The 4,728-nt window shown below is 68.0% G+C and carries 6 protein-coding genes; 2 read left to right on the forward strand and 4 right to left on the reverse strand.

The genetic code is table 11. The features are described from left to right. Positions 1-327, forward strand: a 327-nt coding sequence (locus tag A9975_RS30270; protein ID WP_183035981.1) for a DUF2145 domain-containing protein, incomplete at its 5' end; no start/stop codon positions are given. Between the two features lie 21 nt (positions 328-348). On the opposite strand, the gene A9975_RS30275 is transcribed toward A9975_RS30270, so the two are convergent. From A9975_RS30275 to wrbA, 3 genes are all read right to left on the reverse strand, one after another. Next, complete coding sequence (locus tag A9975_RS30275; RefSeq protein ID WP_183035982.1) at positions 349-1,770, reverse strand: FAD-binding oxidoreductase; 1,422 nt, start codon at positions 1,768-1,770, stop codon at positions 349-351. A gap of 86 nt (positions 1,771-1,856) precedes the next feature. Beyond that, positions 1,857-2,282: a DUF2069 domain-containing protein gene (locus A9975_RS30280; RefSeq protein ID WP_183035983.1), complete on the reverse strand. Its 426-nt coding sequence runs from the start codon at positions 2,280-2,282 to the stop codon at positions 1,857-1,859. Then, positions 2,279-2,884: an NAD(P)H:quinone oxidoreductase gene (gene wrbA, locus A9975_RS30285; protein ID WP_150983904.1), complete on the reverse strand. Its 606-nt coding sequence runs from the start codon at positions 2,882-2,884 to the stop codon at positions 2,279-2,281. Before wrbA ends, A9975_RS30280 begins: the two co-directional genes overlap by 4 nt. A gap of 158 nt (positions 2,885-3,042) precedes the next feature. Here wrbA and A9975_RS30290 point away from each other — a divergent pair, with 158 nt between their 5' ends. Continuing rightward, positions 3,043-4,407, forward strand: a complete 1,365-nt coding sequence (locus A9975_RS30290; protein WP_183035984.1) for a YihY family inner membrane protein — start codon at positions 3,043-3,045, stop codon at positions 4,405-4,407. A 13-nt stretch (positions 4,408-4,420) separates the two neighbouring features. On the opposite strand, the gene A9975_RS30295 is transcribed toward A9975_RS30290, so the two are convergent. Continuing rightward, the coding region (locus A9975_RS30295) for an Mpo1-like protein (RefSeq protein ID WP_183035985.1) at positions 4,421-4,728 on the reverse strand (308 nt) is incomplete at its 5' end.

The following is a 4,728-nucleotide window of genomic DNA, read 5'->3' on the forward strand; positions in this document are numbered from 1 at the left end:
TACCCATTCTCCACGCAGTACCAGAACTCCAACACCTGGGTGCTGGAAACGCTGGCAGCCGTGGAAGCCAGGGACGCCAAGATCGTCAACCGCGAGCAGGCGCAGGCCTGGCTCAAGCTGGCCGGCTACCAGCCGTCCGAGATGAAGATCGGTACCTTCAAGCGCCTGGGTGGCCGCGTGTTCAAGGCCAACGTGGCCTTTGACGATCATCCCACTGAACTGCGCTTCTCCGACCGCATCAGGACCGTTACCGTCGATTCCGTGATGCGATTCCTGGCGGACCGCAACGAGGGCTGGCAGGTCGTGGAAATTCCGGCGGCGCGCTAAGCCACCGGCGGGCGTTTCCTGTCAGATCACCTTGCCCGGATTCATCAAGCCCTGCGGATCCAGCGCCTGCTTGATCGCCCGCATCATCGCCAGCTCCACGCCGCTCTTGTAGCGGCGGTTTTCCTCGCGCTTGAGTTGGCCCAGCCCATGCTCGGCGGAGATCGAGCCGCGGTGGGCGTGCACGCTGTCATGCACGATCAGGTTGATGGCTGCCGAGTTGCCGAGGAAGGCATCGTGGCTTTCGCCCACGGGCGGAGATACGTTGTAGTGCAGGTTGCCGTCGCCGAGATGGCCGAAGGTGACCATGCGCGCGCCGGGGAAGGCTTGCTGGATCAGGGCGTCGGTGGTGTCGATGAAGTCGGCGATGCGCGAGATCGGCACGGCGATGTCGTGCTTGATGTTCTTGCCATCGTCGACCTGGGCGAGCGGGATATGTTCGCGCAGATTCCAGAAGTCGCGTGACTGCTGCACGGATTCGGCGACTACCGCGTCTTGCACCACGCCGGCTTCGAAGGCAGTTTCCATCAGCGCTTCGAAGATGGCGCGCGCATGGTCTTCGCTTTCATTGTCGGACAGTTCCAGCAGCACGACTTGGGGGTGCGGGCGGTCGAACGGATAGCGCAGTTGCGGGTAATGCGTGGTGACCAGCGACAGGCAGCGCTCGGACATCAGCTCGAAGCCGGTCAGCATGGCGCCCGCGCGCTGCTGGGCGATGGCCAGCAGGGCCAGCGCGGCGCGCGGGTTGGCCACGGCTGCCAGCGCGGTGACGCGAGCGCGCGGCAGCGGGTAGAGCTTCATCACGGCGGCGGTGATGATGCCGAGCGTGCCTTCCGCCCCGATGAACAGGTCGCGCAGGTCATAGCCGGTGTTGTCCTTGCGCAGGCCGCGCAGGCCGTCCCAGATCTCGCCGGCAGGCGTGACCACCTCCAGCCCCAGGCAAAGCTCGCGCGTATTGCCATAGCGCAGCACGGCCGTGCCGCCCGCGTTGGTGGAAAGGTTGCCGCCGATGGTGCAACTGCCTTCCGCGGCCAGGCTCAGCGGGAACAGCCGCCCGTGCTCGCGCGCGGTGTCCTGCAACTGCTGCAGGATCACGCCGGCTTCCACGGTGATGGTGTTGTTGAGCGGGTCCACTTGCCGCACGCGGTTCAGGCGTTGCAGCGAAATCACCACCGAAGCCTGGTCCGCCTGCGGCGTGGCGCCGCCGCATAGCCCCGTATTGCCGCCTTGCGGCACCACGGCGAGCTTGTGCGCGTGGCAGGCGTGCACGGCGGCGGCGACTTCCTCCGCCGAGCCCGGCCGCAGCACCGCCACTGCCTCGCCCGTGTAGCGCTTGCGCCAGTCGGTCAGGTAGGGGGCCTGATCGGCGGCGTCGGTCAGCACGTGCTGCTCGCCGAGCGCGGCGCGGCACAGGGTAAGGAAGGAATCGAGGTGCGAGGCGTTCATGGCGGTGGGTCCGGGAGGGCGGCCGCTGTGAGGGCGGCCGCGCTGAGATGGATCGGTGCGAGCTGACGGCGAGCTCGCCGGCGTGGTCATTTGCCGGGCTTGGCCGGCTGCAGGGCCTTGGCGCGGCGCTTGTAAGGGCGCAGGTAGAGGATGGTGCCGAAGAAGAACAGCAGCGTCAGCGCCACCTCGGTCCACGCCAGCATGGAAGATGGCGCTCGGTCGCTGGTGGCGCGCACGATGCCTTCGGTGAAGAACAGCAGGATCAGCATCGACGACCACTGCATGGTGTAGCGGTTGCGGGTCAGCACGCCGCGCAGCGGCAGCAGCAGAGGCAGGAACTTGAGGATCAGCCAGGAGCCGCCCGGACGTAGCGGCGCCAGGAACCATTCCCAGGCAATGCACAGCACGATCAGCGCAATCAGGCTGCCGGCGCTCAGGCGCCACAGGGTGGCATTGTGCAGCGCGCCGTCGCTGGCGTTGGCGGCGGACGGGACATTCGGGGCGGCGCTCATGCGCGGCTCCCGCCGGCCAGGCGCAGCGCGGTCTCGGCCAGGCGCCTGCCCATGGCGCGCGCGAGCGCGGCTTCCTCCTCGGACACCGGCGCGCTGTTGTCCACGCGTGCGTGGTGGCTCGGGCCGTAGGGCGTGCCGCCACTGGTGGTGGTCATCAGCGCGCTTTCCGAATAGGGCAGGCCCATGACCAGCATGCCGTGATGCAGCAGGGGCAGCATCATGGACAGCAAGGTGGTTTCCTGGCCCCCGTGCAGGCTGCCGGTGGCGGTGAACACGCAGGCGGGCTTGCCGGTGAGGGCGCCGGACAGCCACTGGGCCACCGTACCGTCGAGGAAGTACTTCATCGGCGCGGCCATGTTGCCGAAACGCGTTGGGCTGCCCAGGGCCAGGCCTGCGCATTCCTCGAGGTCGCGCAGTTCGGCGTACGGCGGGCCTTGCGGGGGGATATCCGGAGCGGTGGCTTCGCTCACCGTCGAGACCGGCGGCACCGTGCGCAGGCGCGCCTGGGCGCCGGGCACGCTGTCGATGCCGGTGGCGATGAGCTCGGCCAGCTTGCGGGTGCTGCCGTGGCGGCTGTAGTAGAGGACTAGGAGTTCGGTCATGGACGGGGCTACGGCGCCTGACGGTGTAACCGGGGAGGCGCCAGGATGGAGCGGTCCCGGGAGGCAGGCCGGGTTTGTGCCTTGCGCGGCGCGCGAGGGCAATGCGCGTATTATAGTTGCGGCCTCGCCACGGAATCCGGTAAGGAGCTTGCCCCCGCATGTTTGCCGCCCGCATCGTTCGCCTGCGCAGGGAATGGAATCTGCAAAAACTACGCGCGCTCACGCGCTACGCGCTGCGCCGCGCCGGCGAAGGCCGCTTGCCGCAGGTCGCGGCCAGCCTGACATTCACCACCGTACTGGCGGTGGTGCCGGTGCTGACGGTGGCCTTTGCCTTGCTGGCTGCCTTCCCGGTGTTCCGCGAGTTTCGCAGCGCGACCGAATCCTTCCTGTTCCAGAACCTGATTCCTGGCAACGTCAGTAATTCCATCACCAGCTACCTTGGCCAGTTCGCCAAGAATGCCAAGGGCCTCACGGCGGTGGGCCTGGGTGGCCTGATGGTGACTTCGGTGCTCACCATGCTCACGGTGGAGGACGCGCTCAACGCGATCTGGCGCGTCAAGCAACGCCGCCCGCTGGCGCAGCGCGTGCTGGTGTTCTGGGCTGTGCTGACACTGGGTCCCGTGCTGATCGGCGCCAGCCTGTCGATCAGCTCCTACCTGATCTCGGTCTCGGCTGGTTATGTCGGCACCATGCCGTTCGGGCTGGGGCTGGTGGTCGGCCTGACGCCGGTGCTGCTGTCGGCAGTCGCTTTTGCCTTCCTCTACACGGCCGTGCCCAACGCCAACGTGGAGTGGCGCGACGCGATTGCCGCCGGGCTGGTGGCAGCGCTGGCCTTCGAGCTGGCCAAACGCGGCTTCGGCTACTTCGTCACCCATATCCCGACCTACACCGCGGTCTACGGCACCTTTGCCGCGCTGCCGATCTTCCTGCTGTGGATCTACCTGAGCTGGCTGGTGACGCTGCTGGGCGCCACCATCGCCGCCAACCTGCCGGTGATCCGGCAGGGTTACTGGCGCCGCCGCACCTTTGCCGGCAGCGAGTTCTTCGACGCGCTGGGCGTGCTCTACCTGCTCTATCGGGCGCGGGACGAAGTGCCGCGCAGCGTCGGCGAGCTCGACCTGGGGCGCAAGCTGCGGGTGGAGGCGGACTACCTGGCTGGCCTGCTCGGCAAGCTCAAGGGCATGCATCTGGTCGGCAGGCTGGCGCAGGATCGAGGCCAGGCGCACTGGGCGCTGCTGTGCGATCCGGGCCAGGTGACGCTGCGCACGCTGCACGACCGGCTGGTGCTGAACCTGCCGCGCCTGCCGCGCACGGCGCTGGCGCAGCAGCTCCAGGGCGCCGATGCGCTCAAGCAGGTGCTGGACAACCCGCGCCTGGACCAGCCGCTGGAGGCCGTGTTCCGGCGCCAGCAACAGGACCAGCAGGCGCAAGCGCAGACCGGGACGGCCGCCCAGGAACGCCCCGCCGATCCCGCGCGGCGCACGCTGGAGGTGGTGCCGCCCGGCTGGCACGGCCAGGTCTGATGGCCGCGCAGGCCTAGAAGGGAATCCTGCCGCGCCAGATATCGCCGTACATCACCCAGTCGCCCATCAGGCTGTAGAACGGATGGCGGAAGGTGGCGGGCCGGTTTTTCTCGAAGACGAAATGGCCGACCCAGGCGAAGGCATAGCCGGACACTGCGGCCGCTGCCAGCCACCACCAGTTGCCGCTGAGCAGGAGCGCAAGCAGGCACAGCAATGCCACGGTGGAGCCGGCGAAATGCAGGCGGCGGCAGGTGGGGTTGCGGTGCTCGTTCAGGTAGAAGGGGTAGAAGGCGGCGAAATTCTCGAACTCACGGGGGGGGG

This window comes from Cupriavidus sp. UME77 (genome assembly GCF_014170355.1).
Taxonomy (GTDB): domain Bacteria; phylum Pseudomonadota; class Gammaproteobacteria; order Burkholderiales; family Burkholderiaceae; genus Cupriavidus; species Cupriavidus basilensis.

Coding starts and splice junctions, on each gene's coding strand:
- A9975_RS30275 (WP_183035982.1), bottom strand. CDS start 1,770: ATGAACGCCTCGCACCTCGATTCCTTCCTTACCCTGTGCCGCGCCGCG.
- A9975_RS30280 (WP_183035983.1), bottom strand. CDS start 2,282: ATGAGCGCCGCCCCGAATGTCCCGTCCGCCGCCAACGCCAGCGACGGC.
- wrbA (WP_150983904.1), bottom strand. CDS start 2,884: ATGACCGAACTCCTAGTCCTCTACTACAGCCGCCACGGCAGCACCCGC.
- A9975_RS30290 (WP_183035984.1), top strand. CDS start 3,043: ATGTTTGCCGCCCGCATCGTTCGCCTGCGCAGGGAATGGAATCTGCAA.